This is a genomic window from Arthrobacter sp. GAS37 (assembly GCF_044908325.1).
Classification (GTDB): Bacteria; Actinomycetota; Actinomycetes; order Actinomycetales; family Micrococcaceae; genus Arthrobacter; species Arthrobacter ramosus.
On sequence record NZ_JBIYDB010000002.1, the window covers coordinates 1 to 25,307 of the forward strand.

Sequence of the window (25,307 nt, forward strand, 5' to 3'; positions counted from 1 at the left end):
CGGGCTGCGTGGACGTAGTCCGCGGCCAGCTTCGCTTTCAGCGCGGCGGTCCGGGCCTCCAGCCGGGCCACTTCGGCCAGGCCGTCCAGGCAATCGTCCGCCAGACGCCGCAGCGGGTCGGTGTTTTCGGAGGTATCAGCGTCCCCGGTGAAGGCGGTCAGCACGGCAACGGACGCGGCGACGGCCTCCACGGCCGCCCTGCTCTCCACGCTCCATGCTGTCCTTCCATCCATACCCACAGCATCGCAGGAGGCACCGACAATTTAATACCTCGCTGGTGCGAGACTCCGGCAGACTCGGGACAGGCCGTCCGGTTCCCGCCAGGACAGCCTAGGGGAGGCGGATGGGCTTGAGTTCCTCGAAGCGGTCGCCAGGCCCAGGGTTGTCCACGGGTGTCTTCCCGCCCAGCTGGTTCATGACCCCCCACACGGCGTTGAGTCCCGTGGTCACGGCTCCGTCGGCCCAGCCTCCGGTCCAGGAAACGTCATCGCCTGCGAGGAAGATGGCGCGGTGTACCGGCAGGTGGCCCTCCAGAACCCCGCCGATCTTGCATTGGCGGTGTTGGCGCTGCGCGCCGCTACAACGGATCCGTGACCTGAATCCGCACGGCACAAGCATCTGCCGCAGCCCTGCGAAACACGGTTGCGTTGGGGTCGGCAACCGCCAGGAACGCGAGCCTTGTCCGCGACGCGTACTCCTTCAACGCCTTTTCTTCCAGGACCGCTGCGGACAGCGCGGCGTCTCCGCCCAGAACAAGATATTCAATACTGTGTCCGGCGAAGACCCCGGCGGCATATCCGGCCACGGCTTCCGTCAGCGCGTTGGCCTGGTTCTCGCGACGACGGGCAAAGCGCTGCTGCGAGGATCCACCTGCCGCCGAACGGGACTGCACATAACGCGAGCCCGATTTGGACGCGGACACTTTGCCGCCGCTTACGACCCCCACCGCGTAGCCGCCCCGGCGCACCAGGATGACTCCGAGCCGCCGTTCCTGTGAAGCAAGCGACGCCAGACGCTCAACCGTGGTGGTTCCCTTACCGGGCCTTCCATCGACGGGCCACGGGGCTCTCAGTAGCGCCACGGCGCCGTCCGCCGCCCGCAAAAGCGTGCCGTCAGCCGCCCGCAGGAGGGTGCCGCCGTCGTTGGGCTCTTCCTGAACGGCGCCATGGCTCGCGGCGAAGCGGTCCACCCAGCCGAGCAACCGCGGACCGGGGATGAAAGCGGTGCGCCCCGCCCCGGGCGGTTGCTGCTTTTCGTTGGGGCCGGATGGCCGGGTCTCCACGTCGATGTCTCCTTAGCTGGAATCATGAGTAGCCTATCCATGTGGAAGATCTCTTTGGTGCCGACGCGGACAACGACGACGACGCCGGCAGCCAGGCGGCGGATTCGGACCGGTCCGGTGGTGAACGTGCGGGCACGGGACGTCCCGCGTCGCCGCGGAGCCCTTTGGCGGTCCGCATGAGGCCCCGGACGCTCGACGACGTCGTGGGCCAGCAGCATTTGCTGGGCCAGGGGTCTCCTTTGCGGCAGCTTGCCGCAGGGGCCGACGCCGTCGGTCCTGCAGGTCCGAGCTCGGTCATCTTGTGGGGACCCCCGGGCACAGGCAAGACGACGCTGGCGCACGTCATCGCCCGCGGACCGGGCCGGAAGTTCGTTGAATTGTCCGCTATTACTGCAGGCGTCAAGGATGTCCGCCTGGTCATGGAAAACGCCTTGACTGCCCGGGATCTCTACCGGACCACGACCGTGCTGTTCCTTGACGAGATCCACCGCTTCAACAAAGCCCAGCAGGACGCCCTGCTTCCCGGCGTCGAGAACCGATGGGTGGTCCTGGTCGCCGCGACCACCGAAAACCCTTCGTTCTCCGTCGTCTCGCCGCTGCTCTCCCGATCACTGCTGCTCACCCTGAAACCGCTCACCGACAGCGACATCGAGGGGCTTCTGCAACGGGCCGTTGCCGATGCACGCGGCCTGGCAGGGGGAGTGGAGCTCAGCCCGGAAGCCCTCGAGCACTTGGTCCGCTTGTCCGGCGGAGACGCCCGCCGCGCGCTCACCGCGCTTGAGGCCGCGGCCGGCGTCGCTTACGGAGACCGGAACAACGACGGCGGCGACGCTTCCGAAGAGCCCGGGCTCGCGGGTGACGGCGCCCCGGACGCTCCGGTCGTCGTCGAACTCCGGCATACGGAGCGGGCCCTGGATGTGGCCGCCGTCCGATACGACCGCGCGGGCGACCAGCACTACGACGTCGCCAGTGCGTTCATCAAGTCGATCCGGGGCTCAGACGTCGATGCGGCCCTCCACTACCTGGCCCGTATGCTCGAAGCCGGCGAAGACCCGCGCTTCGTGGCCCGCCGGATCGTCATTTCGGCTGCCGAAGACATCGGCATGGCGGATCCGACGGCACTGCAGACCGCCGTCGCCGCGGCCCAGGCAGTGCAGTTGATCGGCATGCCCGAGGGACGGATCATCCTCGCCGAAGCCGTGGTGCATCTAGCGACAGCGCCCAAGTCCAATGCCGCCTATATGGGCATCAACAAGGCCATCGCCGATGTGCGTGCGGGGATGGGTGTCGGGATTCCCGCGCACTTGCGGGACGCGCACTACCAAGGAGCGAAGGGCCTTGGCCACGGCCAAGGCTACAAGTACGCCCACGACGCCCCGCACGGCGTGGCCACCCAGCAGTACGCTCCGGATGATCTGGTCGGCAGGGACTACTACGAGCCCACCGCAAATGGTGCTGAACGGGATATTGCGCCCAGGCTCGAGCGGCTGCGCAGGATCATCCGGGGCAAGTAGGCGTCATGGTAGGCTAGATGCTTGTCTGGCAAGGCCTGGCGCACAATCCATCAGAATCCAGGTTTTGATGCTGTGCCCTGCGCCCCGTAGCAAAAGGCAGCGGTTGGCCGATGCTCTCCCTCATGGAGGCCAGTAACACTGACACACCGCAGATATTGGAAGGACACAAGTGGCTAACAACACTCGTGCTCGCCGTACCGCACGCCTTTCGCGTGCACTCGGCATCGCTCTGACTCCCAAGGCCGCCAAGTACATGGAGCGCCGTCCGTACGGCCCCGGTGAGCATGGCCGCGCCCGCAAGAAGCAGGACTCTGACTACGCTGTACGTCTGCGCGAAAAGCAGCGTCTGCGCGCCCAGTACGGCATCCGCGAAGCCCAGATGACCCGTGCCTTCGAAGAAGCACGGCGCACCAAGGGCCTGACCGGTGAAAACCTGATCGAACTGCTCGAAATGCGTCTCGACGCCCTCGTGCTGCGTGCCGGCTTTGCCCGCACGATCGCCCAGGCCCGCCAGCTGGTTGTGCACCGCCACATCCTCGTTGACGGTATCCGCGTGGACCGCCCGTCGTTCCGCGTTGCGGAAGGCCAGCTCATCCACGTTCACAGCCGCAGCGAAGTCATGGCTCCGTTCCAGGTTGCAGCTGCCGGCGCACACGTTCTGAACGTCGTTCCGGCTTACCTGGACGTCAAGATCGACGCCCTGCAGGCACGCCTGGTTCGTCGCCCGAAGCGCTCCGAGGTCCCCGTGACCTGCGAAGAGCAGCTCGTGGTCGAATTCTACGCTCGCTGATTTCCAGCAAGCACATACAAAGAAGCCCGTGGCACGCGCCGCGGGCTTCTTTGTATGTAAGGTACTTGGGGAAGCCACTCCGGGGTGCCTGTGTAGAACCACATGGCGCACCAGCGGCAACGCAACAAATGCTAGGAGATGAGTGTCCATGACTGGTGGCGATATTGCAGGCCTGATCGCGGCCGGAGTTTTCGCGCTCCTTGTGGTGCTGTTGGCCGTGCCGATCCTCAAACTCGGGCGCGTCTTCGATGAAGTCCGCACCTCCATCCGCTCCTTGAGCGACGGAGCGACCCCCCTGATGGACGAGGTCACTGCCACGGTTTCCACCACGAACCAGCAGCTAAAAAAGGTGGATGGCATCACCTCCAACGTTTCCGACGCCTCCGCCAACATCTCTGCTTTGTCCTCGCTGGTGGCCGCAACAGTCGGTTCGCCGCTCATCAAGGTGGCAGCGTTCAGCTATGGAGTGCGCTCGGCTTTTGCCGCCCGTCGCAAACAGGGCAGTGGCCGCCGCAGCCGCTGAATCCGTTCGTAAGTCACGATCGTCGTATGTCAGGAAAACCGTGAAAAGAATTGTCTGGATGGGGATCGGCGTGGCAATCGGAGTCATCGCCTTCCGCAAGATCACCCAAGCACAGGCCGCTGTTGGCCCCGAAGGCCTGAACCGCGCCGTAGGGCGACTGGCCGACGGCGTGTACGACTTCGCCGACGCCGTGCGCGCCGGAATGAACGAACGCGAAGTCGACCTCAGGGCCGCGCTCGGCATCTCAGAGTCCGACGCCGGCAGCCGTTAGGAGCCGCGGTTCGCCCAAGCGGCCGTCAACAGGGCAGAATTAGAAGCTGCGGCAATGGCACATGCCAGAACCGCGCACAAACTCATGTGCAGTGAATTGAGAAGGGTAAGTAATCAGCTAATGAAGTCGCAGGAGATCACCAAACGCTGGGTGGACTTTTTTGTCAGCAAGGGCCATACCGCCGTCCCCTCAGCGTCGCTCGTATCCAGCGACCCTTCCCTGCTCTTCACTGTGGCCGGCATGGTTCCCTTCATTCCTTACCTCACCGCCCGCGAGGAACCGCCCTTCGACCGCGCCACGAGCGTCCAGAAGTGCATCCGCACCGGCGACATCGAGGAAGTGGGCAAGACCGCCCGCCACGGGACGTTCTTCCAGATGTGCGGAAACTTCTCTTTCGGGGACTACTTCAAGGAAGACGCCATCAAGTTCGCCTTCGAACTGCTCTCCAAGAGCGTCGACGACGGCGGCTATGGGCTGGGCGTTGAGCGCCTCTGGGTGACCGTCTACGAAGAAGACGACGAAGCCCAGGATTTGTGGCTCAAGAACACGGGCATCCCCGCCTCGCGCATCCAAAGGATGGGGAAGGCGGACAACTACTGGTCCACCGGACAGCCTGGTCCTGCCGGCCCGTGCTCGGAAATTTATTACGACCGCGGCCCGGCCTATGGCGCCGAAGGCGGTCCCATCGCGGACGAAAACCGCTATGTCGAAATCTGGAACCTCGTGTTCATGCAGTACCAGATCGAGAATGTCCGCTCGAAGGTGGACTTCGACATCGCCGGCGAGCTGCCGAAGAAGAACATCGACACCGGCCTCGGCATGGAGCGCCTTGCGATGATCCTGCAGGGCGTTGAAAACATGTACGAAACGGACCAGGTCCGTCCCGTCATCGACAAGGCCGCAGCCCTGTCCGGCAAGGAGTACACCTCTGCCGAGTCAGCTGACGACCCGCACCACACGGACGATGTCCGGATGCGCGTCGTTGCCGACCACATCCGTTCGGCCCTCATGCTGATCTCCGACGGCGTGTCCCCGTCCAACGAAGGCCGCGGCTACGTCCTGCGTCGGCTCATCCGCCGTGCCGTCCGTGCGATGCGCCTCCTCGGGGTCGAAGAAGCTTGCCTCCCGCAGTTGCTTCCGGCTTCCCGCGACGCCATGAAGGGCGTCTACCCCGTGGTGGAGACCGACTTCGACCGCATCAGCCGCATCGCCTACGCCGAAGAAAGAGCCTTCCTGCGCACCATCGCCTCCGGCACTGCGCGCCTTGAAGAAGCCGTGGTGCTCTCCAAGGCGGCCGGCAAGCCGCTGTCAGGCGAAGATGCGTTCGCCCTGCACGACACTTACGGGTTCCCGATCGATCTGACCCTCGAAATGGCCGAGGAAGCCGGTTTGAAGGTTGACGAAGCCGAGTTCCGCAGCCTCATGCTCGAACAGCGTCAGCGCGCCCAGGCGGATGCCAAGTCCAAGAAGGGTGGACACGCCGATGTCTCAGCCTTCCAGGAGCTCCTGGCTGAAGGCGAGACCATCTTCACGGGCTACACCGAGCTGGAAGGCGAGGCCCGTGTCCGCGGCATCGTCAGCTCCGGCCGGCGTGTTGCCCATGCATCCACGGGCGATGAAATCGAGCTCGTGCTCAACGAAACACCGTTCTATGCCGAAGCCGGTGGCCAGTCGGCCGACAAGGGCCTCATCACCGGTGACGGTTTCGTCGTCGAGGTCCTCGACGTCCAGCGCCCCGTGAAGGGCCTGAGCGTCCACAAGGCGATCGTCCGCGAAGGCGAGATCGCCTCGGACGCTTTGGTGCGCGCCGCCGTCGACCGCGAACGCCGCCACGCCGCAGAGCAGGCCCACACGGGCACACACATCGTGCACGCCGCTCTGCACCAGATCCTCGGCCCGGAAGCCACCCAGCGTGGCTCCTTCAACAAGGCCGGCTACCTGCGCTTCGACTTCGCCTGGGGCGAGGGACTGAGTGCGGCCACGAAGTCCGAGATCGAAGAGGTCTCGAACATCGCCATCCGCAACAACTTCCGGGTGGACACCAAGGTGATGGGCCTCGCTGAGGCGAAAGCGCTCGGCGCCATGGCCCTCTTCGGCGAGAACTACGGCAGCGAAGTCCGCGTTGTGGAGATCGACGGCGCGTGGTCCCGCGAACTCTGCGGTGGCACCCATGTGGCCAACACCTCCCTCATCGGGAGCCTGTCGCTGCTCGGCGAACAGTCCGTCGGTTCGGGAAACCGCCGCGTGGAAGCCTTCGTCGGTCTCGACGCCTTCCGGCACCTCGCAGCCGAGCGCGCCTTGGTCACCGAGCTCACGGAAATGCTCAAGGTCCCCTCGGGCCAGTTGGCAGACCGGATCTCCAGCACCTTGGCTAAGCTCAAGGCGACGGAAAAGGAACTCGACCGCCTCCGCAAGGAACAGCTGACGGCAGCCGCTGCGAACCTGGTTGCCACGGCCCGGGATGCCGCAGGCGTCCGGGTAGTGGCGCACGACGCCGGCCAGGTCGGGGGAGCGGACGACCTCCGCAGCCTCGCCATGGACCTGCGCAACCGGCTCGGCTCCGACGCTTCCACGGTTGCCGTGGCCGGTGTCAGCAACGACCGTCCCGTCATCATCGTGGCCACCAACGAGGCCGCGCGTGAAGCGGGCGTCAAGGCCGGCGCCCTCGTCCGCGTGGCTGCAGGAATCCTCGGTGGTGGCGGCGGCGGCAAGGACGATGTCGCCCAAGGCGGCGGAACTGACGCCGCGAAGATCGCACCGGCCCTCGCGGCCGTTGTGGACGCGATCGCCAAGCGCTGATTTTGGAGGCCATTGCGAGCAACGACGACTACCCCCGGGGCATCAAACTGGGGGTGGACGTCGGCACCGTCCGTGTGGGAGTAGCCATCTGCGATCCGGACGGGATCCTGGCCACGCCGTTCAAGACGGTAAGCCGGGACGCCAAGAAGAATTCCGACATCGGGGTCATTGTCCGGCACGTCGCGGAGCTCGGCGTAGTCCAGATCTTCGTCGGGCTGCCGCGCACGATGAAGGGTGAAGAACACACTTCTGCCGTCATGGCCACCGACTACGCGGAGTTGCTGGCGGCCCACTTACAGCGCCGCGGACTCGAGGTTCCAGTCAACATGGTGGACGAGCGGCTCAGTACCGTGACGGCCCACCGCAATCTCCATGAAGCTGGCATGAGCAGCAAGGATCATCGTAAAGTGGTGGATCAGGTTGCCGCTGCCGGAATTCTGCAGCACGCGATCGACATGCAAAAAGCCAGAGGTGCGGATGTGGGCAGGCGCGTGCAGGCGCCGATGCCACCCCAACACATTGACGGTGCCAGTGCGCCGCTGCCGGCCTCCGGCATTGATCCACACTCTCCAACGAGGGGAAGACAATTGTGAGCCCGGTCAACAACGACCCCTCCGACGACGCAGCAGAAGGCCGTACCCAGCCCCTGACTCGTCGTGAAATCCGTGCCAGGGAACGCTTCCTGGAGACGCAGAACCAGGAGGTATTGCCACCACCTGTGCCTGTCCATTTCGAACCTGTCGCGGTCCCGAAGCCGCAGCCGGCATACGTCCCCGACTACGGTGTGCACAACGAAACCGCTCCGTCGCAAGCGGCGCCTTCGCAAGCCGCGCCTTCGCGCGGCGAAACGGTACAGCCCGAAGAGGACGTGCAGCACCCTGACACGGTGCACCCAGACGTCGAGCACTACGACCTGGCGCACCCCGACGGCCTCGTGCCTGACGGCGTCGAGCACGATGCTCTGCACCCTGATGCCGTGGAGCATGACCCTGTTCACAGCTTCGATGTCGCACACGGTGACGAGTTCCACGAACTGCAGGCCCATGACGAAGGTTATGAGCACCACGATCCCCAGTTCGACTACGAAGTCCATGATGAGCACGACGCCCATGACCTCATGGCAACTGCGACTCCTGTGCCAAAGGCCCGCTCGAAGAAGGTCCGCAGGCGCCGCCGTCTTGTCGCGCTCCTGCTCACCCTCACGGTGTTCGTCGCAGCGGTTGCCGTTGGGGCGCAATTCCTGAAGCCATTGCTCGGGATGGACAAGGTCAGCGACTACCCTGGCCCGGGCACCGGCTCGGTCACCATCACTGTGGCCCCGGGCTCCGGCCCCAAACTGGTCGCGACCAACCTTCAGAGCCAGCACGTCATTGCCGACGCGGATACTTTCGTGGCGGCCTTCACTGCTGCCGGGGGTGAACTCTCGCCCGGTGATTTCACCTTCAAAACGCAAATGAAGACCTCCGATGCGGTGAATGTGCTCCTCGGCAAGGATTCTTCCAAGGTCATGTACTTCGCGCTGAGTGCAGGATTGCGAATCGGTGAATCCCTTGATGCGATCTCCAAGGGTTCGGGCATACCTTTGTCCGACTTGAAGGCGCTCAGCGACTCACCGGCCCAGTTCGGCGTCCCTGCCCCGGCAAAGAACCTGGAAGGCTTCCTGGCGCCGGGGGAGTACCGTTTCCCCCTTGGAACCTCTGCCAAGGACATACTCCAAAAGCTCGTCACGGCCACCACCGACGAGCTCAAGGCCCAGGGCGTCACGGATCCCGCCAAGCAGTACCAGACCATCACGGTGGCCAGCATCGTTCAGGCCGAAGGCGGCCAGGCCGACTACGGCAACGTAGCTGGCGCCATCTACAACAGGCTCAAGCCGGGCAACACGGAGACGAACGGGCTCATCCAGTCGGATGCCACCGTTACCTACGGCCTGGGTACCAAGACCTTCCACCTGACCGATGCCCAGAAGGCTGACAAGAGCAACCCCTACAACACCTACGCCAACGTAGGCCTTCCGGTCGGCCCCATTGGTTCACCCGGCAAGACGGCGATCGATGCTGCCGCGAAGCCGACGGCCAACAATTACCTCTATTGGGTAACCATCAACCTCGACACCAAGGAAACCAAGTTCTCCAGCACGCTGGCGGAACACCTCAAGTACGTTGACCAGTACAACGCGTGGTGTGCGGCCAACGCGGGACGGTGCGTGTGAGTAGACGTGCTGCCGTCCTGGGGCACCCCATCAGCCACTCGAAGTCACCAGCACTCCACCGCGCGGCCTACGCGAAGCTCGGGCTCGACATTGAATACTCGGCGATCGACGTAACCGTTGAGCGGCTCCCGGCCTTCATGGCGGGCCTTGAAGCCGGCGACGACTGGTGCGGTTTGTCCGTCACCATGCCCCTCAAGACCGCCATGGTGGACGAAGTCGACGAGGTCCGCGGGGCCGGCGCGTTCTTGGGTGTCATCAACACGGTTGCTTTTGAAGACACCGGGCACGGCGTGCGGCGGGTCGGCCACAACACGGATGTGGCCGGCATCGTGGAAGCCGTGAGGAATGCAGGAGTCACGGAGCAGCCGCACTCCGCGGTCCTTGGTGGCGGCGGGACATCCGCGGCGGCTATCGCAGCGCTCCGGGAGCTCGGTTCGAAACACGTTGACGTCTTCGTGCGCGACGCCGGGCGGGCCGCCGAGGCGAAAGCCGCGGCAGCCGCCGTCGGGCTTTCCATTCGCCTCCGGCCGCTGGCTGAAGCAGCTGAAGGCATGGCGGGAGCCGATCTGGTGATCTCCACACTTCCGCCGCGGGCGGCGGACGGCGTCGCAGCGCGGCTCGAGCAGCTTCCCGACGATGTCTGGGGTGTCCTGCTCGATGTCGCCTACGATCCATGGCCCAGCCGCATTGCCGAAGCATGGCATTCGCGGGGCGGAGTGGTGGTTCCAGGGCTCGAGATGTTGCTCTATCAAGCCGTGGAGCAAATCCGTTTGTTTTCCGGATCCGACGTCACCGCCGATGTCATAGATGTGATGTGTGACTCAGTCGGGCTCCCCCGGCGGGTCTAGTAAGGGCCTTACATGGCAGGATTGGATATATGTTGCGTTGGTTGACTGCCGGTGAATCCCATGGCCCGGCACTGCTCGGAATTGTTGAAGGCGTCCCCGCCGGTGTGGAACTCACCAGCGGGGAGATTCGTGACGCCCTGGCGCGTCGCCGCCTCGGCTATGGCCGCGGCGCCCGGATGAAGTTCGAGCAGGACGAAGTGAGCATCCTTGGCGGCGTCAGGCACGGCGTGACGCAGGGCGGCCCCGTCGCGATCCAGATCGGCAACACCGAATGGCCCAAATGGGAGCAGATCATGTCTGCCGACCCGGTGGACCCCGCGCTTCTCGCAGACCAAGCCCGGAACGCGCCCTTGACCCGTCCGCGGCCCGGCCATGCAGATTTCACTGGCATGCAGAAGTACGGATTCCCTGAGGCCCGCCCTGTCCTGGAACGCGCCAGCGCCCGGGAAACGGCCACGCGTGTCGCTTTGGGTACGGTTGCCTCGCAATTCCTGAAGCAGCTTGGGATTGAGCTCGTGAGCCACACCGTATCCATCGCGAGCGTGACCGTGCCCGAGGGCCGTCCGCTGCCTCTGCCGTCCGACGTTCTGGCCCTCGATGCCGATCCTTTGCGTTGCTTCGATCGAGAGACCTCCGACGCCATGGTGGCCGAGGTTGACGCAGCACACAAGGAAGGCGAGACCCTCGGCGGTGTTGTCGAAGTCCTCGCCTACGGCCTTCCGCCGGGACTCGGTAGCTACGTGCACTGGGACCGCCGCCTCGACTCCCGCCTGGCTGCTGCCCTGATGGGCATCCAGGCGATCAAGGGCGTCGAAGTCGGCGATGGCTTCCTGACCGCGGCACGCCGAGGCTCCGCCGCGCACGATGAAATCGTCAAGGACGAGACCGGCCGGATCGTCCGCAAGACCAACCGTGCCGGTGGCATTGAAGGTGGCATGAGCATCGGTGAAGTCCTGCGTGTCCGCGCCGCCATGAAGCCCATCGCCACCGTCCCGCGTGCATTGAGGACCATCGACGTCAGCACCGGTGAAGCCTCCAAAGCGCACCACCAGCGCTCCGACGTCTGTGCCGTCCCGGCTGCAGGTGTCGTTGCCGAGGCCATGGTCGCCTTGGTTCTGGCCGAAGCCGTCGCTGAGAAGTTCGGCGGTGACTCCGTCGCTGAAACCGCACGAAACCTTCGGGGTTACCTGGACAGCATCCCGGCAAACCTGGACTCGGTCGGCCACTAGTGGTCCGCGGTACCTCGGGCGCCGGTCACGGGCCTGCGATAGCTTTGGTGGGACCGATGGCCGTCGGTAAGTCAGTCATTGGCCACCAGCTCGCCCAGCAATTGGGCGTGCCGTTTGTGGACACGGACGTCGTCATTGTTGAGCACCACGGAACCATCGCGGACATCTTCGCCGGTCGCGGAGAGCACGCTTTCCGGGAGATCGAGGCCCGGACTGTGGCGCGTGCTGTCGAAACCGCGAACGTCAACGGCGGGGTTGTTTCACTTGGCGGGGGTGCGGTGCTCGATTCCGGTACGCAGCAGCTGCTGGGTGACTGCACCGTCGTCTATCTCGAGTGCGATGCGGAGACGGTAGCCGAACGCATCGCCCGCAACACTGGCCGGCCGCTCCTGGCGGGCGACGCCATGGCGCGTTGGGAAGCCCTGTTTGCTGCAAGGCGTCCAGTCTATGAACGCTTGGCAGATGTCACCGTCGATGTCCGGTCCGGGACCGTGGCAGAAATCGCCCTCCACGTGGAGGAAAGACTGCGTGAATACGCGGCCTTGAAAGAGGAAGTGCAAAAGTGAGCAACGAATCAACTGTCATCAAGGTCAGCGGCCAGTCCGCCAACGAGAACTACGATGTCGTCGTCGGGCGCGGCCTCTTGGAGACCCTTCCCGCGAAGCTGGGGGAACGCGTCAGGCGGGTCCTGGTGATCCACCCGCGTGCCCTGCGCCTCACGGGCGATACGGTCCGTGCCGAACTCGAGGCTGCCGGATTCACCTCCCTCACCGCTGAGATCCCTGACGCCGAAGAAGGCAAGCACATCCAGGTTGCCGCCTTCTGCTGGCAAGTGCTTGGCCAGAACGACTTCACCCGCTCCGACGCCATCGTGGCGGTCGGCGGCGGCGCGGTCACCGACCTCGCCGGATTCGTCGCTGCCACCTGGCTGCGCGGTGTCAAGGTCATCCACATGCCCACGAGCCTCCTTGGCATGGTGGACGCGTCAGTAGGCGGCAAGACCGGCATCAATACCGCGGAAGGCAAGAACCTGGTGGGTTCCTTCCACCCGCCCGCGGCTGTCCTCGCGGATCTGGACACGCTCCAGACGCTGCCCAGGAACGAGCTGATCTCCGGAATGGCAGAGGTCATCAAGTGCGGCTTCATTGCCGATCCCGCCATCCTGGAACTCGTCGAAAACAAGCCGGAGGAAGTCACCGATCCAGGCTCGGCCGTGCTCCGCGAGCTCATCGAACGTGCCATTGCCGTCAAAGCGAAGGTGGTTTCCGAGGACCTCAAGGAATCCGGCCTTCGTGAAATCCTCAACTACGGGCACACGCTCGGCCACGCGATCGAACTCGTGGAACGCTACTCGTGGCGGCATGGCGCAGCGGTTTCGGTCGGCATGATGTTTGCCGCTGAGCTTGCCCGCAGCGTCGGGCGGCTTTCCGACGTCGACGCCGACAGGCACCGCACCATCCTTGAGGGACTCGGGTTGCCGGTCACCTACCGCCGGGACCGCTGGCAGGGCCTGCTCGACGGCATGCGCCGTGACAAGAAGTCCAGGGGAGACCTCTTGCGTTTCGTGGTGCTCGACGGCGTGGCCAAGCCCGGAATCCTCGACGTACCGGACACCTCGCTGCTCTTCGCTGCCTACCAGGAGATCGCATCATGACCACCGAGACCTTCAGCAGCATCAGTGATTGGCCCACGGGCGGATTCCCCGGGGTGCGCACCAATCCGGATACGCTCCTGCCGGCCATCGTCAACGAGGAAGTCATGCAGTCCGCACTGGCCGAGTCCAGCGATCCTGCCGACCGCATCATGGCGCTCATGCTCGAAGGCCACCCGGGCGAAGCCGCCGAGTTGTTGGCCGAGGCGCGCTACAACGATCCCGAGTCGTTCAAATTGCGGATCTTCGAGGCCGAACTGCACCGCGCCACCAACCGCTTTGACCGTGCCGTGGAGCTCTTCCGCCAGCTACTGGGCGAAGTCCACGGGACCGCCAAAGAACCGATCGTCCACCAGTATTTGGGGCGGGCCTATTTTGTGGCCGGCAATCACGTCGCCGCAGCAGAGTCGTTTACCAAGGCCTTGGACCTGCGTGTTGCCTTGGCAGCCGACGCTTCCCTGATTTACTCCTCTGCTGTGGCCCTGCAACGCGCCCGGAACGTCCTCGAGTTCGCCTCCTGACAGTCCCGCCTCCTGAAAAGGGGGCGCGGGCAGGCACGCCGCATTTTGCCGGTAGAATGGACTTTGGATTTTTGATAAATACGCGCTGGCTGCCGTCAAGGCATGCCTGCTTGGCATAGTCGGCTGGAGCCAGAAGGCGTAGCTAGAACCAGTGAGAGAAACCAGAGGATACTAGTGGCAACCACAAATGACATCAAGAACGGAACCGTGCTGAAGCTCGAGGGCCAGCTCTGGAACATCATTGAGTTCCAGCACGTCAAGCCGGGCAAGGGCGGCGCATTCGTGCGCACGAAGATGCGCAACGTCATGTCGGGCAAGGTGGTCGACAAGACCTTCAACGCCGGCCTCAAGATCGAAACTGCCACGGTTGACCGCCGCGACTACCAGTACCTGTACCAGGACGGCGCGGACTTCGTGTTCATGGACACCCAGGACTTCGACCAGATCACGGTTTCCGGTGCCACGGTAGGCGACGCCACCAACTTCATGCTGGAAAACCAGATGGTCAACATTGCCATCCACGAGGGCACCCCGCTCTACATCGAACTGCCCCCGAGCGTTGTCCTTGAAATCACCTACACCGAGCCGGGCCTGCAGGGCGACCGCTCCTCCGCTGGAACCAAGCCAGCTACCCTTGAGACCGGCTATGAGATCCAGGTGCCCCTGTTCGTTGAGAACAACACCAAGGTCAAGGTAGACACTCGCGACGGCAGCTACCTGGGCCGGGTCAACGACTAGTGAGCGCCCGTGGTAAGGCCCGTAGCAGGGCCCTCGAGGTACTGTTCGAGGCGGAGCAGCGTTCCGCCTCCGCTTTCGAGGTCTTGAAGGCCCGCCGGGAAATGACCGACCTCGTAATCAACCCGTACACGATGGACATCGTGGAAGGCGTGGTTGCCATGCAGCCCACCATCGACGAGTTCCTGCAGACCTACGCCCAGGGCTGGACCCTGGAGCGGATGCCGGCGGTCGACCGTATCATCCTCCGGATCGGCGCCTGGGAACTCCTCTACAACGATGACGTCCCGGACGGCGTGGCCGTCAGCGAAGCGGTGGCACTGGCCAAGGTCATGTCCACCGACGAATCTCCTGCGTTCATCAACGGTCTCCTCGGACGGTTGCAAACGCTGAAGCCTTCCCTGCTCGCTTAGGCGGCATGGGAAGCACGCGAAGGGCCGGTGCCACAGGAAACTGTGGGCACCGGCCCTTCGCATTTCCGGGGTGTGAGCTAAATCGCATTGCCCTGGCCGGGAGCGCGTCTGGCGGGCGTCGCCCCTGTGGTAATTTTGAAGAGCAAATGTTCCTTTTTTAATTCCGTCCCGTGAGGCGGGGAAAGGGGAGACGAGCGATGACTGAAGTCACTGCGCCGGTGCCGTCCCGGGTTGTTCTCAACCACGCGGATATCGACCGCGCGCTCACTCGTATCGCCCACGAGATCCTCGAAGCCAACAAGGGTTCCCAGGATCTGGTTCTTTTGGGCATCCCACGCCGCGGTTATCCGCTGGCGGTGCGGCTGGCGGAAAAAATCGCCGCCGCGGATCCATCCGTCAATGCCTCCGCAATTGTCGGTCAGCTGGACGTCACCATGTTCCGAGACGATCTTTCCCACCAGCCCGCCAGGCCTCCTTACCCCACCAAGCTGCCGCTGTCCGGCATCGACAACAAGGTTGTTGTCCTTATCGATGACGTCCTGTACTCGGGACGCACCATCCGGGCAGCCCTCGACGCGATCATCGACCTCGGCAGGCCGCGCATCGTCCGCCTGGCCGTCCTCGTGGACCGCGGGCACCGCGAACTGCCGATCCGCGCGGACCACGTGGGCAAGAACCTGCCGACGTCTTCCTCGGAAAAGGTCCGGGTCCACCTTGAAGAATTCGATTCGGTGGATGGTCAGCCGATCAATGAAGTAGTGATCGAGGCAGGCGCATGAAACACCTGCTCTCCACCGAGAACCTGAGTGCCGCGGACGCCATCCGGATCCTGGACACCGCCGAAGAGATGGCGGCGGTAGGGGACCGGGAGGTCAAGAAGCTGCCCGCCCTGCGCGGCCGCACCGTGGTCAACCTCTTCTTCGAGGACTCCACCCGCACCCGCATTTCCTTCGAGGCAGCAGCGAAGCGGCTCTCCGCCGACGTCATCAACTTCGCCGCCAAGGGTTCCTCGGTCTCCAAAGGCGAGTCCCTCAAGGACACCGCGCAGACCCTCGCAGCCATGGGGGCCGATGCTGTAGTCATCCGCCACTGGGCTTCCGGGGCGCCGCACCGCCTGGCCGCGACCGACTGGATCGACGCGGCCGTCATCAACGCCGGGGACGGCACCCATGAACACCCCACGCAGGCCCTCCTGGACGCGTTCACGATGCGCCGACACTGGTCCAAATTGCACGGCTCGGCGTCCACGGGCGCAGACCTCACGGGCATGCGCGTCGCCATCGCCGGCGACGTCCTGCACTCCCGCGTCGCCCGTTCCAACGTGTGGCTCCTGCGCACCCTTGGCGCGGAAGTAACGCTCGTGGCCCCGCCCACTTTACTGCCGATCGGCGTCGAACAGTGGCCTTGCAAGGTCAGCTACAACCTCGACGAGACCCTCGAGGCCGGAGTGGACGCCATGATGATGCTCCGGGTCCAAGGTGAGCGCATGAACGCTTCCTTCTTCCCCTCCACCCGCGAGTATTCGCGGCGCTGGGGCTTTGACGATGCCCGCCTCCGCGCCCTCGACGAACTCGGGCTCAAGGACACCATCATCATGCACCCCGGCCCCATGAACCGCGGACTGGAGATCTCTTCCGCCGCCGCCGATTCGCCGCGCTCCACCGTCCTGGCCCAGGTCCGGAACGGCGTGTCGGTCCGGATGGCTGCACTGTACTTGCTGCTCTCGGGGGACTCCCGTGAAGCCGCACCCATGGCGGGCACCGCCCGTTCCGAAAAGGAGAGCAACTGATGACCGAGACCGCAACAGGCACAGCAAGCGTTGTCTACTTGATCCGCGGCGCGGCCATCCTGGGTGGCGACGCCGAGGACCTGCTGATCCGCGACGGCATCATCGCTGAGCGCGGCATCGGCCTTTCCGCCGAAGGTGCCACCGTCATCGAGGCCGCCGGCCTCGTGGCACTTCCCGGTATGGTCGACATCCACACCCACTTGCGTGAACCCGGCCGCGAAGACGCGGAAACCGTTGAAACAGGTACACGCGCCGCAGCCCTTGGCGGCTACACCGCGGTCCACGCCATGGCCAACAGCAACCCGGTGGCGGACACCGCCGGCGTCGTCGAGCAGGTCCACAGCCTGGGCCGCGCCTCCGGTTGGGTGGATGTGCGTCCGGTGGGTGCCGTCACGGTCGGGCTCGCCGGCGAGCAGCTCGCCGAACTCGGCGCCATGGCCGACTCGCGCGCCCAGGTCCGGGTCTTCTCCGACGACGGAATCTGCGTCCACGATCCCGTGCTGATGCGCCGCGCCCTCGAGTACGTCAAGGCGTTCGACGGCGTCGTGGCCCAGCACGCGCAGGAACCCCGACTCACCGCGGGTGCCCAGATGAACGAAGGCGCGGTCTCCGCGGTTCTAGGCCTCGCCGGATGGCCCGCGGTTGCCGAGGAGAGCATCATCGCCCGGGACGTCCTCCTGACCCAGCACGTCGGCTCCCGCCTCCACGTCTGCCACGTATCCACCGCCGGATCGGTGGAAATCGTCCGCTGGGCCAAGGAACGGGGGATCAACGTCACCGCCGAGGTCACGCCCCACCACTTGTTGCTCACCGACGAACTGGTCCGCAGCTACGACCCCGTCTACAAAGTCAACCCGCCCCTGCGCACCGACGCCGATGTCCAGGCGCTCCGTGCCGGACTCGCCGACGGCACCATCGACGTCGTCGGCACGGACCATGCCCCGCATCCGAGCGAGCACAAAGAGTGCGAGTGGGCCCAGGCGGCCATGGGCATGACGGGGCTGGAGACTGCCCTCTCGGTAGTCCAGGAAACCATGATCGAAACCGGGCTCATGACGTGGGCCGACTTCGCCCGCGTCACGTCCACGGTGCCCGCGGCCATTGGCCGCGTGGCAGATCAGGGACGTCCGCTCGAGGCCGGCGAGCCCGCCAACGTGATCCTCGTGGACCCGGCTGCCCGGTGGACAGTGGATCCGCATAAGATGGCGACCATGGGCCGGAACTCACCCTTTGCGGGCAAAGAGCTGCCGGGCGCCGTCGTCGCCACCTTCTTCAAGGGCCACCCGACCGTACTGGACGGCAAGCTCAACACGCCGTACCGCCACGCAGCGGATCCTGCCGGCGCTGGCAGCAACTGATGGACAAACTTGCTTCCTTGCTCCTCGTTGTGGTCCTTGCCGCGGTCGCGGCCGGACTCATTGCGATAGGTTGGCGCGGCAGGCTCAAGCGCCAGGCCGGCCTCGGGCAGCTTCCCGAAGTGCCTGAAAGGCTCAGCCCGGCGGGCGTTGTGACTGAAGGCCAGTACGTGGCGACGACGACGGCGGGAGACTGGCTTGACCGGGTCGCCGTCCACGGGCTTGGCTTCCGCGGGAACGCGGAAATAAGCGTGCATTCGGAAGGCGTCCTCTTCGACCGGAAGGGGACCGCGCCATTATTCGTTCCGGCGGAAGCCGTGACAGATTGCGGCAGCGCCAACGGCATGGCAGGAAAGTTTGTAGAGAAGGATGGACTCGTGGTCTTGAGCTGGATGCTCGGAGAACATGAGCTCGATACCGGATTCAGGACCAGGCACGCCGCCGACAAGCAACCGCTCCTCGAAGCACTTCAAGAATTGATCTCTGCAGCCCCCCAGGCAGATGCCGATAGTGGAAAGTAACAAAGTGACGGACACCAACGCAGTGACAGGCAATACCAACCCAGCAGAGTCCTCCGCGGCAGTGCTGGTCCTCGAAGACGGCCGAACGTTCCGTGGCCGCAGCTACGGCGCCACGGGCGTGGCGCTCGGCGAGGCGGTCTTCGCCACCGGCATGACCGGCTACCAGGAAACCATCACGGACCCCTCCTACGCCCGCCAGCTGGTGGTCCAGACGGCTCCTCACATCGGGAACACCGGAGTGAACAAGGAAGACGCCGAGTCCCGCCGCATCTGGGTGGCCGGCTACGTGGTCCGCGACGCCGCGCGACGCCCTTCGAACTGGCGCTCGGAGCGCAGCCTTGACGCAGAGCTCGTTGAACAGGGCATCGTCGGCATCCAGGCCGTGGACACCCGCGCCATCACCCGCCACCTGCGCGAGCACAAGACCATGCGCGCAGGAATTTTCTCCGGCGAGGCAGCCAAGGCCACCGACAAGGAGCTCCTGGACACCGTCCTGGCCAGCGCTCCCATGGAAGGCGCCCGCCTGGCCGAAGAAGTGAGCATTGAGAAGGCATACGTCGTCGAACCCGCGGACCACGGCTGGGACGGCGAGCCGAAATTCAGCATCGCCGCGATCGACCTTGGCATCAAGGCCATGACCCCGGTCCGCTTCGCCGAACGCGGCGTACGCGTCCACGTCCTGCCGGCCACCGCAACGCTGGAAGACGTCAAGGCAGTCAACCCTGATGGCTTCTTCATGTCCAATGGCCCTGGCGACCCCGCCACCGCAGACGCCCAGGTGAAGCTGCTCCGCTCCGTGCTCGACGAGAAGATGCCGTACTTCGGAATCTGCTTCGGCAACCAGATCCTCGGCCGGGCCCTCGGCTTCGGTACTTACAAGCTCAAATACGGCCACCGCGGGATCAACCAGCCGGTGATGGACCGCCGCACGGGCAAAGTCGAAATCACCTCGCAGAACCACGGCTTCGCCGTCGACGCTCCCATGGACGGCGCCACCATGGCTCCGGAAGAGCGCTTTGGCCGCGTGGAGGTCAGCCACGTGAGCCTCAACGACGACGTCGTCGAAGGACTCGCCTGCCTCGACATCCCGGCCTTCTCGGTCCAGTACCACCCCGAAGCCGCGGCCGGACCGCACGACGCCGCCTACCTCTTCGACCGCTTCATCGACCTGATGGAGAGCACGAAGAACGGCCAGGACGCCGCACAGGCCGCCGACACTCAGACATCGAATTCCGCGAAGAACGAGGACACCAAGTAATGCCAAAGCGTACAGATCTCAAGAGCGTCCTCGTTATCGGTTCCGGCCCGATCGTCATCGGCCAGGCAGCCGAATTCGACTACTCCGGAACCCAGGCCCTGCGGGTGCTCAAAGAGGAGGGCCTGCGCGTCATCCTCGTGAACTCCAACCCGGCCACCATCATGACGGACCCCGAGTTCGCCGATGCCACCTACGTGGAGCCCATCACGCCCGAGGTGGTCGAAAAGATCATCGCCAAAGAGCGCCCGGACGCCCTCCTGCCCACCCTGGGTGGACAGACGGCCCTCAACACGGCCATCGCCCTGGACAAGAACGGCGTGCTCGAGAAGTACAACGTCGAACTCATCGGTGCCAACATTGCCGCGATCGAACTCGGCGAGGACCGCGAAAAGTTCAAGGGCGTCGTGGAACGCTGCGGCGCCGAGTCGGCCCGCAGCCACATCATCCACACCATGGATGAAGCACTGACTGCAGCGGAGGACCTCGGCTACCCTATGGTGGTCCGTCCGTCCTTCACCATGGGCGGCCTGGGCTCGGGCCTGGCGTACAACGAGGAGGACCTGCGCCGCATCGTGGGCCAGGGCCTGCAGTACAGCCCCACCTCCGAGGTCCTGCTGGAAGAAAGCATCCTCGGCTGGAAAGAGTACGAGTTGGAGATGATGCGCGACAAGAACGACAACGTCGTTGTTGTCTGTTCCATCGAGAACTTCGATCCGGTAGGCGTCCACACGGGCGACTCCATCACCGTTGCGCCGGCCCTGACCCTGACGGACCGCGAGTACCAACGGCTGCGCGACATCTCCATCGCCGTCATCCGCGAGGTCGGTGTCGACACCGGTGGCTGCAACATCCAGTTCGCCATCGAGCCGGACACGGGACGCGTCGTCGTCATCGAAATGAACCCGCGTGTTTCGCGTTCCTCGGCGCTTGCCTCCAAGGCCACCGGCTTCGCGATCGCCAAGATCGCCACCAAGCTCTCCCTGGGCTACACCCTGGACGAGATCCCCAATGACATCACCCAGAAGACGCCGGCTTCGTTCGAGCCGACGCTCGACTACGTCGTCGTCAAGGTTCCGCGCTTCGCGTTTGAGAAGTTCCCGGCCGCGGACAACACGTTGACCACCACCATGAAGTCCGTCGGTGAAGCCATGGCCATGGGCCGCAACTTCACTGAGGCCCTGCAGAAGGCCCTTCGCTCCCTTGAGCAGAAAGGTTCGCAGCTGGACTTCAGCCACGTGCCCGAATGGGAAGTTCCGGAACTCATCGAGAAGTCCAAGCGCCCGACGACGGACCGCCTCCACCAGGTCCAGCGCGCCCTGCTCGGCGGTGCTTCGGTTGAGGACCTCTACGCCGCCACCAAGATCGATCCGTGGTTCCTGGACCAGCTGCAGCTGCTCAACGAGACCTCCCACGAGATCCGCAAAGCCGGCGCCCTCACGGAAGACATGCTCCGCAACGCCAAGCGCCACGGCTTCTCGGATGAGCAGATCGGCGCCTTGACCCACAACCCAGAGGCGGTTGTCCGCGGCGTCCGGCAGGCCCTGGGCATCCGTCCGGTCTACAAGACCGTGGACACCTGTGCCGCCGAATTCGCCGCGTACACCCCGTACCACTACTCGTCATATGACGAAGAGGACGAGGTCGGCCTGCACTCCAAGCCGTCCGTCATCATCCTGGGTTCGGGCCCCAACCGCATCGGCCAGGGCATCGAGTTCGACTACTCGTGCGTCCACGCCTCGATGGCGTTGCGCAAGGCCGGCTACGAAACCGTCATGGTCAACTGCAACCCGGAAACCGTCTCCACGGACTACGACGTCTCCACGCGCCTCTACTTCGAACCGTTGACACTGGAGGACGTCCTCGAAGTCATCGCGGCAGAGGAGCGCACCGGCGGCGTCATGGGCGTGTTCGTGCAGCTCGGCGGCCAGACCCCGCTCAAGCTCGCACAGCAGCTGGCAGACGCCGGTGTGCCGATCCTGGGTACCTCCCCGGAAGCGATCGACCTTGCCGAGCACCGCGGCATGTTCTCCCGCGTGCTCGACCGGGCCGGACTGATCGCCCCGAAGAACGGCACCGCCGTGTCCTTCGAAGACGCCAAGAAGATCGCCGACGAAATCGGCTACCCGGTCCTCGTCCGTCCGTCCTACGTGCTTGGCGGCCGAGGCATGGAAATCGTCTACGACGAAGCCAACCTCTCCCGCTACATCGCCAACGCCACGGAAATCACCCCGGACCACCCGGTGCTGATCGACCGCTTCCTCGAGGACGCCGTCGAAATCGACGTCGACGCGCTCTTCGACGGCACGGACTTGTACCTCGGCGGCATCATGGAGCACATCGAGGAAGCCGGCATCCACTCCGGTGACTCCGCATGCGTCCTGCCTCCCATCACCCTCGGCAGCAACGTGATTGAACGCGTCCGCACGGCCACCCGAGCCATCGCTGAAGGCGTAGGCGTCCGTGGCCTCATCAACATCCAGTTCGCGCTGGCTTCCGACGTGCTCTACGTGCTGGAGGCCAACCCGCGTGCTTCCCGCACGGTTCCGTTCGTCTCCAAGGCAACGGGCGTGCAAATGGCCAAGGCTGCGGCCCTGATCGGTACGGGCGTCACCATCAACCAGCTGCGCAGCGCCTACAAGATGCTGCCGGAGACGGGCGACGGTTCTACCCTGCCGCTCGACGCGCCTGTCGCGGTGAAGGAAGCCGTGCTGCCGTTCAGCCGCTTCCGGACTCCGGAAGGCAAGGTTGTGGACTCGCTGCTCGGCCCGGAAATGCGCTCCACCGGTGAGGTCATGGGCATCGACAAGCACTTCGACACCGCTTTCGCCAAGAGCCAGGCCGCAGCCAACAACGCGCTGCCCACCGAAGGCAAGATCTTCGTTTCTGTCGCCAACCGCGACAAGCGTTCCGTGATCATGGGCGTCAAGCGCCTGTCCGATCTCGGTTTCGAGATTGTCTCCACGGGCGGCACCGCGGATGTCCTGCGCCGCAACGGCATCCAGGCCACCCCGGTCCGCAAGGTCGCAGAAGGCAGCAGCGCAGAAGGCGAAGGGACCATCGCGGACCTCATCATCGCCGGCGAAATCGACATGGTTTTCAACACGCCTTCCGGCGGCGAAGCCCGCAGCGACGGCTACGAACTCCGTGCGGCCGCTACGTCCATCGGCATCCCCTGCATCACCACCGTTGCGGAGTTCAACGCCGCCGTGCAGGCCATCGAGGCACTGCGCACCTACGAGTGGTCGGTGACGAGCCTGCAGGAGCACGCCGCGGCACTGTCAGCGTCCAAGGCCGCGGCAGCCGAGGCCGTCAATGCCTGAGTCTGCCTCAGCCGGGCAGCGTCCCCTTGCGCAGGCTGTTCTTAGCTCGGGGCCCCGACAGCCGTTCGGGTCCCGCCTGGCTGCCGCGATGGCCGCCCGCGGCCCCTTGTGCGTCGGCATTGACCCGCACCCGGGGCTCTTGGCGGACTGGGGATTGAACGACGACGTCGCCGGCCTGGAGCGCTTTTCGCTCACCGTCCTGGAGGCCGTGGCGATGCTCGCTGCCGCGGTAAAGCCGCAGGTGGCGCTCTATGAGCGTCACGGCTCCGCAGGCATGGCGGTCTTGGAGCGGACCCTTGCGGCCGCATCCGATGCCGGGGTTTTGAGCATCGCCGACGCCAAACGCGGAGACATCGGCTCCACGATGGCTGCTTACGCCGACGCCTGGCTACGGGATGGCTCCGCCTTGGCAGCAGACTCGGTCACGCTGAGCCCGTACCTCGGCTTCGAGTCGCTGCGCCCGGCGCTCGACCTCGCGGCCGAGTCCGGCCGCGGTGTTTTCGTGCTCGCCCTGACGTCCAACCCCGAGGGCAAGTCCGTGCAGCATGTTGGCGGTTCGGAATCGGTCGCTCGGCGGATTGCCGAGGCCGCGGCCGAGGAAAACCGCCGCTATGCGGGCGCCATGGGGCCTGCGGGTCTGGGCTCGGTCGGTCTCGTGGTGGGTGCCACGATCGGCGCGGCGCTCGTGGAACTTGGGCTGGACCTCGACGCCGTTCACGGGCCCATCCTGGCGCCCGGACTGGGCGCGCAAGGAGCCACGCCCGCGGATCTGCGTTCCACTTTCGGCGCGGCGTACCCGGCGGTCCTGGCGACGTCGAGCCGCGGAATCCTCGCGGCTGGTCCAACGATTGCCGGACTGCGTTCCGCCACGGAGACCACCCGCGATGGCTTGCTGAAAGGCTGAGCCTGATCTTCGTGGGTCCAATGCATTGCGCTCCGCACTGACCACGCGATAGCTTCGGGATCAGTCCAATCCGCAACGCACTCGATGCCGGCCAAAGGGGGATGTGTCAGTGACCTTAAAGGCTCTGTCACCAGAGGAACGTTCCGATGCCTTGGAAAAGGCAGCGAGAGCCCGGGCAAGACGGGCTCTCGCGAAGGAACAGCTCAGGTCGGGCGAACTCAGCATTGCCCGGCTGATCAAGTCGGCGCAGACTGACGAGGCTATCGCCCGCATGCGTGTTTCCGAGCTGATCGAGGCTGTCCCAGGCATTGGCCCGGTCCGGGCGGCGGCCATCATGGCGGAGATTGGAATCGCCCCTTCACGCAGGCTCAGGGGCCTGGGAATTCACCAGTCCCGGTCGCTGATAGATTTTATGGAAGACAAATACAGCGTTTAAACAAATGCAGCGTTTAAGAAGATATGCAGCATATATAGGATCTCCACGAAGGACGATGTGAGCAAGAATCCGGGACTGACCGTCCTCGCAGGCCCCACTGCCGTTGGCAAGGGAACAGTATCCACGTATATCCGGGACAATTACCCCGAGGTCTGGCTGTCGGTTTCAGCCACCACCCGTGCTCCGCGGCCGGGGGAGACGGACGGTGTCCACTACTTCTTCAAGTCCGCCGAGGAATTCGACGCACTCGTTGAGGACGGCCAGCTGCTTGAGTGGGCCGTCGTCCACGGAAAGAACCGCTATGGCACGCTGCGCAGCACCGTGGACGCTGCCATCTCCGAAGGCAGGTCCGTGCTGCTGGAGATCGATTTGCAGGGCGCCCGCCAGGTCAAGGCGGCAGTTCCGGACGCCAACTTCGTCTTCCTTGCTCCGCCCAGCTGGGACGAAATGGTCCGCCGCCTGGTGGGACGCGGCACCGAAACTCCGGAGGAACAGCAGCGGCGGCTGGAAACCGCTAAACTGGAACTTGCCGCTGAACCGGAGTTTGACCACACCGTCATCAATGACGACGTACGCCGGGCAGCGGACGAGCTTGTTTCACTCATGGGGCTTACCCCGCACCAGCGCTAAGCGCTAGCACTTGTCAGCCCGTTAGAATTTGGAGAATTCGTGTCCACGAACCTTGAAGGCATCATCAACCCGCCGATCGACGAGCTGCTTGCTGCTGCCGATTCAAAGTACGGCCTGGTGATTTTCGGCGCCAAGCGCGCGCGCCAGATCAACGCGTACTACGCACAGCTGCACGAGGGCCTCTTCGAATACGTTGGCCCGCTGGTCGACACGAAGCTGAACGAGAAGTCGCTTTCCATCGCCCTGCGCGAGATCAACGAAGGCCTGCTGGTTTCCACTCCCATCGAGCCCGCAGAGTAAAACAGA

General features: G+C 64.7%; 25 protein-coding genes and 2 pseudogenes. 24 read left to right on the plus strand and 3 right to left on the minus strand.

The window, feature by feature from the left end:
* The 3 genes and pseudogenes from ABH924_RS02225 to ABH924_RS02235 all read right to left on the minus strand — a co-directional run.
* A pseudogene (locus tag ABH924_RS02225) lies at nt 1-209 on the minus strand (endonuclease); the annotation flags it as partial.
* Between the two features lie 121 nt (nt 210-330).
* A pseudogene (locus ABH924_RS02230) lies at nt 331-510 on the minus strand (amine oxidase); the annotation flags it as partial.
* A 67-nt stretch (nt 511-577) separates the two neighbouring features.
* Nucleotides 578-1,282 carry an acVLRF1 family peptidyl-tRNA hydrolase gene (locus ABH924_RS02235; RefSeq protein ID WP_404496582.1) on the minus strand — a complete coding sequence of 235 codons (705 nt, stop codon included), beginning with the start codon at nt 1,280-1,282 and terminating at the stop codon, nt 578-580.
* Nucleotides 1,283-1,323: 41 nt separating this feature from the next.
* Here ABH924_RS02235 and ABH924_RS02240 point away from each other — a divergent pair, with 41 nt between their 5' ends.
* From ABH924_RS02240 to rpoZ, 24 genes are all read left to right on the plus strand, one after another.
* Nucleotides 1,324-2,796 carry a replication-associated recombination protein A gene (locus ABH924_RS02240; RefSeq protein ID WP_234754238.1) on the plus strand — a complete coding sequence of 491 codons (1,473 nt, stop codon included), beginning with the start codon at nt 1,324-1,326 and terminating at the stop codon, nt 2,794-2,796.
* Nucleotides 2,797-2,965: 169 nt separating this feature from the next.
* Nucleotides 2,966-3,586, plus strand: coding sequence for a 30S ribosomal protein S4 (rpsD, locus tag ABH924_RS02245; protein ID WP_028267147.1), 621 nt, complete (start codon nt 2,966-2,968; stop codon nt 3,584-3,586).
* A 148-nt stretch (nt 3,587-3,734) separates the two neighbouring features.
* Nucleotides 3,735-4,109: a DUF948 domain-containing protein gene (locus ABH924_RS02250; protein ID WP_404496585.1), complete on the plus strand. Its 375-nt coding sequence runs from the start codon at nt 3,735-3,737 to the stop codon at nt 4,107-4,109.
* A gap of 58 nt (nt 4,110-4,167) precedes the next feature.
* Nucleotides 4,168-4,380, plus strand: a complete 213-nt coding sequence (locus ABH924_RS02255; RefSeq protein ID WP_404496953.1) for a hypothetical protein — start codon at nt 4,168-4,170, stop codon at nt 4,378-4,380.
* Between the two features lie 120 nt (nt 4,381-4,500).
* A complete protein-coding gene (gene alaS, locus ABH924_RS02260; RefSeq protein ID WP_404496587.1) occupies nt 4,501-7,179 on the plus strand; it encodes an alanine--tRNA ligase in 2,679 nt (892 codons plus the stop codon).
* 2 nt (nt 7,180-7,181) lie between these two features.
* The gene (gene ruvX, locus ABH924_RS02265) at nt 7,182-7,772 is read left to right on the plus strand and encodes a Holliday junction resolvase RuvX (RefSeq protein ID WP_234754235.1); all 591 of its coding nucleotides are present in this window, start codon (nt 7,182-7,184) and stop codon (nt 7,770-7,772) included.
* A 53-nt stretch (nt 7,773-7,825) separates the two neighbouring features.
* A complete protein-coding gene (gene mltG / locus ABH924_RS02270) occupies nt 7,826-9,391 on the plus strand; it encodes an endolytic transglycosylase MltG (RefSeq protein WP_404496955.1) in 1,566 nt (521 codons plus the stop codon).
* On the plus strand, nt 9,388-10,239 hold the full coding sequence (locus ABH924_RS02275) for a shikimate dehydrogenase (RefSeq protein WP_404496589.1): 852 nt from the start codon (nt 9,388-9,390) through the stop codon (nt 10,237-10,239). Before mltG ends, ABH924_RS02275 begins: the two co-directional genes overlap by 4 nt.
* A gap of 29 nt (nt 10,240-10,268) precedes the next feature.
* A complete protein-coding gene (aroC, locus tag ABH924_RS02280; protein ID WP_234754232.1) occupies nt 10,269-11,468 on the plus strand; it encodes a chorismate synthase in 1,200 nt (399 codons plus the stop codon).
* Nucleotides 11,468-12,034, plus strand: a complete 567-nt coding sequence (locus tag ABH924_RS02285) for a shikimate kinase (RefSeq protein ID WP_344787815.1) — start codon at nt 11,468-11,470, stop codon at nt 12,032-12,034. Before aroC ends, ABH924_RS02285 begins: the two co-directional genes overlap by 1 nt.
* The gene (gene aroB / locus ABH924_RS02290; protein ID WP_404496592.1) at nt 12,031-13,122 is read left to right on the plus strand and encodes a 3-dehydroquinate synthase; all 1,092 of its coding nucleotides are present in this window, start codon (nt 12,031-12,033) and stop codon (nt 13,120-13,122) included. Before ABH924_RS02285 ends, aroB begins: the two co-directional genes overlap by 4 nt.
* Nucleotides 13,119-13,640: a tetratricopeptide repeat protein gene (locus ABH924_RS02295; RefSeq protein ID WP_404496594.1), complete on the plus strand. Its 522-nt coding sequence runs from the start codon at nt 13,119-13,121 to the stop codon at nt 13,638-13,640. Before aroB ends, ABH924_RS02295 begins: the two co-directional genes overlap by 4 nt.
* Before the next feature lie 174 nt (nt 13,641-13,814).
* Complete coding sequence (gene efp / locus ABH924_RS02300) at nt 13,815-14,378, plus strand: elongation factor P (protein WP_028267136.1); 564 nt, start codon at nt 13,815-13,817, stop codon at nt 14,376-14,378.
* Nucleotides 14,378-14,788: a transcription antitermination factor NusB gene (gene nusB, locus ABH924_RS02305; RefSeq protein ID WP_234754228.1), complete on the plus strand. Its 411-nt coding sequence runs from the start codon at nt 14,378-14,380 to the stop codon at nt 14,786-14,788. Before efp ends, nusB begins: the two co-directional genes overlap by 1 nt.
* A 197-nt stretch (nt 14,789-14,985) precedes the next feature.
* The gene (gene pyrR / locus ABH924_RS02310; RefSeq protein WP_234754227.1) at nt 14,986-15,567 is read left to right on the plus strand and encodes a bifunctional pyr operon transcriptional regulator/uracil phosphoribosyltransferase PyrR; all 582 of its coding nucleotides are present in this window, start codon (nt 14,986-14,988) and stop codon (nt 15,565-15,567) included.
* Complete coding sequence (locus tag ABH924_RS02315) at nt 15,564-16,577, plus strand: aspartate carbamoyltransferase catalytic subunit (protein ID WP_404496596.1); 1,014 nt, start codon at nt 15,564-15,566, stop codon at nt 16,575-16,577. The genes pyrR and ABH924_RS02315 overlap by 4 nt, the downstream gene beginning before the upstream one ends.
* On the plus strand, nt 16,577-17,935 hold the full coding sequence (locus tag ABH924_RS02320) for a dihydroorotase (protein ID WP_404496598.1): 1,359 nt from the start codon (nt 16,577-16,579) through the stop codon (nt 17,933-17,935). The genes ABH924_RS02315 and ABH924_RS02320 overlap by 1 nt, the downstream gene beginning before the upstream one ends.
* Nucleotides 17,935-18,453 (plus strand): hypothetical protein, encoded by a 519-nt coding sequence (locus ABH924_RS02325; RefSeq protein WP_234754224.1) that lies wholly within the window; start codon nt 17,935-17,937, stop codon nt 18,451-18,453. The genes ABH924_RS02320 and ABH924_RS02325 overlap by 1 nt, the downstream gene beginning before the upstream one ends.
* Nucleotides 18,434-19,711 (plus strand): glutamine-hydrolyzing carbamoyl-phosphate synthase small subunit, encoded by a 1,278-nt coding sequence (carA, locus tag ABH924_RS02330; RefSeq protein ID WP_404496600.1) that lies wholly within the window; start codon nt 18,434-18,436, stop codon nt 19,709-19,711. The genes ABH924_RS02325 and carA overlap by 20 nt, the downstream gene beginning before the upstream one ends.
* Complete coding sequence (gene carB / locus ABH924_RS02335; protein ID WP_404496602.1) at nt 19,711-23,031, plus strand: carbamoyl-phosphate synthase large subunit; 3,321 nt, start codon at nt 19,711-19,713, stop codon at nt 23,029-23,031. The genes carA and carB overlap by 1 nt, the downstream gene beginning before the upstream one ends.
* Nucleotides 23,024-23,935 carry an orotidine-5'-phosphate decarboxylase gene (gene pyrF, locus ABH924_RS02340; RefSeq protein ID WP_404496604.1) on the plus strand — a complete coding sequence of 304 codons (912 nt, stop codon included), beginning with the start codon at nt 23,024-23,026 and terminating at the stop codon, nt 23,933-23,935. The genes carB and pyrF overlap by 8 nt, the downstream gene beginning before the upstream one ends.
* A 109-nt stretch (nt 23,936-24,044) precedes the next feature.
* Entirely contained in the window at nt 24,045-24,371 is a 327-nt protein-coding gene (gene mihF, locus ABH924_RS02345; RefSeq protein ID WP_234754221.1) for an integration host factor, actinobacterial type, read from the plus strand.
* A 57-nt stretch (nt 24,372-24,428) separates the two neighbouring features.
* Entirely contained in the window at nt 24,429-25,001 is a 573-nt protein-coding gene (gene gmk, locus ABH924_RS02350; RefSeq protein ID WP_234754220.1) for a guanylate kinase, read from the plus strand.
* A gap of 39 nt (nt 25,002-25,040) precedes the next feature.
* Nucleotides 25,041-25,301, plus strand: a complete 261-nt coding sequence (gene rpoZ, locus ABH924_RS02355; protein WP_028267125.1) for a DNA-directed RNA polymerase subunit omega — start codon at nt 25,041-25,043, stop codon at nt 25,299-25,301.
* Nucleotides 25,302-25,307 lie beyond the last annotated feature (6 nt).

Coding starts and splice junctions, on each gene's coding strand:
- carB (WP_404496602.1), top strand. CDS start 19,711: ATGCCAAAGCGTACAGATCTCAAGAGCGTCCTCGTTATCGGTTCCGGC.
- ABH924_RS02295 (WP_404496594.1), top strand. CDS start 13,119: ATGACCACCGAGACCTTCAGCAGCATCAGTGATTGGCCCACGGGCGGA.
- pyrR (WP_234754227.1), top strand. CDS start 14,986: ATGACTGAAGTCACTGCGCCGGTGCCGTCCCGGGTTGTTCTCAACCAC.
- ABH924_RS02315 (WP_404496596.1), top strand. CDS start 15,564: ATGAAACACCTGCTCTCCACCGAGAACCTGAGTGCCGCGGACGCCATC.
- alaS (WP_404496587.1), top strand. CDS start 4,501: ATGAAGTCGCAGGAGATCACCAAACGCTGGGTGGACTTTTTTGTCAGC.
- carA (WP_404496600.1), top strand. CDS start 18,434: ATGCCGATAGTGGAAAGTAACAAAGTGACGGACACCAACGCAGTGACA.
- aroC (WP_234754232.1), top strand. CDS start 10,269: ATGTTGCGTTGGTTGACTGCCGGTGAATCCCATGGCCCGGCACTGCTC.
- pyrF (WP_404496604.1), top strand. CDS start 23,024: ATGCCTGAGTCTGCCTCAGCCGGGCAGCGTCCCCTTGCGCAGGCTGTT.
- ABH924_RS02320 (WP_404496598.1), top strand. CDS start 16,577: ATGACCGAGACCGCAACAGGCACAGCAAGCGTTGTCTACTTGATCCGC.
- ABH924_RS02250 (WP_404496585.1), top strand. CDS start 3,735: ATGACTGGTGGCGATATTGCAGGCCTGATCGCGGCCGGAGTTTTCGCG.
- ABH924_RS02325 (WP_234754224.1), top strand. CDS start 17,935: ATGGACAAACTTGCTTCCTTGCTCCTCGTTGTGGTCCTTGCCGCGGTC.
- ABH924_RS02255 (WP_404496953.1), top strand. CDS start 4,168: ATGGGGATCGGCGTGGCAATCGGAGTCATCGCCTTCCGCAAGATCACC.